The organism is Paracoccus binzhouensis, assembly GCF_016446475.1.
Lineage (GTDB): Bacteria > Pseudomonadota > Alphaproteobacteria > Rhodobacterales > Rhodobacteraceae > Paracoccus > Paracoccus binzhouensis.
The window spans coordinates 1-969 of sequence record NZ_JAEHFP010000248.1 but is presented as its reverse complement, the minus strand read 5'-3'; the positions used below and the strand labels follow the sequence as shown (position 1 = coordinate 969).

Here is a 969-nt window from a genome sequence, read left to right as displayed (position 1 = left end):
CGGCTGAGCGGCGGGCGGTTCAGGCGGCGCGGGCCGGGACGCGGGCGGCGCGGCACCAGCGCAGGACGGCCTCGGGCTCGGGCGGCAGCGCCTCCGCCAGGCCGCCGGCGAATTCCAGGAAGGGCGGCAGGTTCAGCCCGTTCACCCCGACCAGCACGGGCAGGTCGCGGGCCAGCGCCTCGGCGATGGTGCCGGCAAGGCCCCTGCCCTCGGCCTCCTGCTTGCCGAACTTGTTGACGACCAGGAATTCGGCGCGGTCGAGCGCTTGCGCGGTCCAGATCACAGAACGCTCCAGCGCCTCGGCATCCAGCCGGCAGCCCCGCGCCTCGGCCCCGCGGTCGATGCTGATGCGCACCGTCGGCCCGTCGGGCAGCAGCCGCAGGTCCATGTCGCAAAGCGGCCGGTCGTCGCGGTCGATATTGGTCTGCACGGTGCCGGCCAGCCGCAGGCCCTCGGCCTCCAGCCGGGCGACGACGCCGGCCAGCAGCGCGTCGATGGCGCCGCGGCCGGACAGGGTGACATAGGCCAGTTTCATCGGCGTCTCCTTTCAGCTTCCGCTGGCCAGGGACACGCCGCCGACCTCGGCCCGCGCCACCAGTTCGGCGGTGAAGGCACGGCTGGCGGCCACCCAGGCGGCCTTCTCGCGCGCCTCGCGCAGATGCGGCAGCACGGCCTCGAAGGGCAGGACCGCGCCCCGCGCCCTGGCGTCCAGCCGGATCAGATGGAAGCCGTAGCGCGTCTCGACCGGCGCGGCCGAGATCGCCCCCTCCTCCATCCCGGCCAGCGCCGCCTCGAATTCCGGCACGGTGTCGCCGGAGCTGAGCTGCCCCAGCAACCCGCCGTTCTGGCGCGAGGAACAGGCGCTGTGCCGTGCCGCCAGCTCGGCGAAGCGGCGCGGCGCGCGGCGCAGCTCGTCCAGCACCGCCAGGGCCGCCTCGCGCGCCGCCGCACGGGCCGCGGCGTCGCCTG

General features: G+C 75.5%; 2 protein-coding genes. Both read right to left on the bottom strand.

Features of this window, described 5'->3' with window-relative positions:
* Positions 1 to 19: 19 nt before the first annotated feature.
* Positions 20 to 535, bottom strand: coding sequence for a DUF2478 domain-containing protein (locus I9P22_RS24275; RefSeq protein ID WP_199262789.1), 516 nt, complete (start codon positions 533 to 535; stop codon positions 20 to 22).
* A 12-nt stretch (positions 536 to 547) separates the two neighbouring features.
* Positions 548 to 969 (bottom strand): peptidylprolyl isomerase (locus tag I9P22_RS24270; RefSeq protein WP_199262787.1); only part of this gene is annotated, 422 nt, incomplete at its 5' end.

Excerpts from the sequence above, each read along its gene's own strand:
- I9P22_RS24275 (WP_199262789.1), bottom strand. The coding sequence starts at position 535 with ATGAAACTGGCCTATGTCACCCTGTCCGGCCGCGGCGCCATCGACGCG.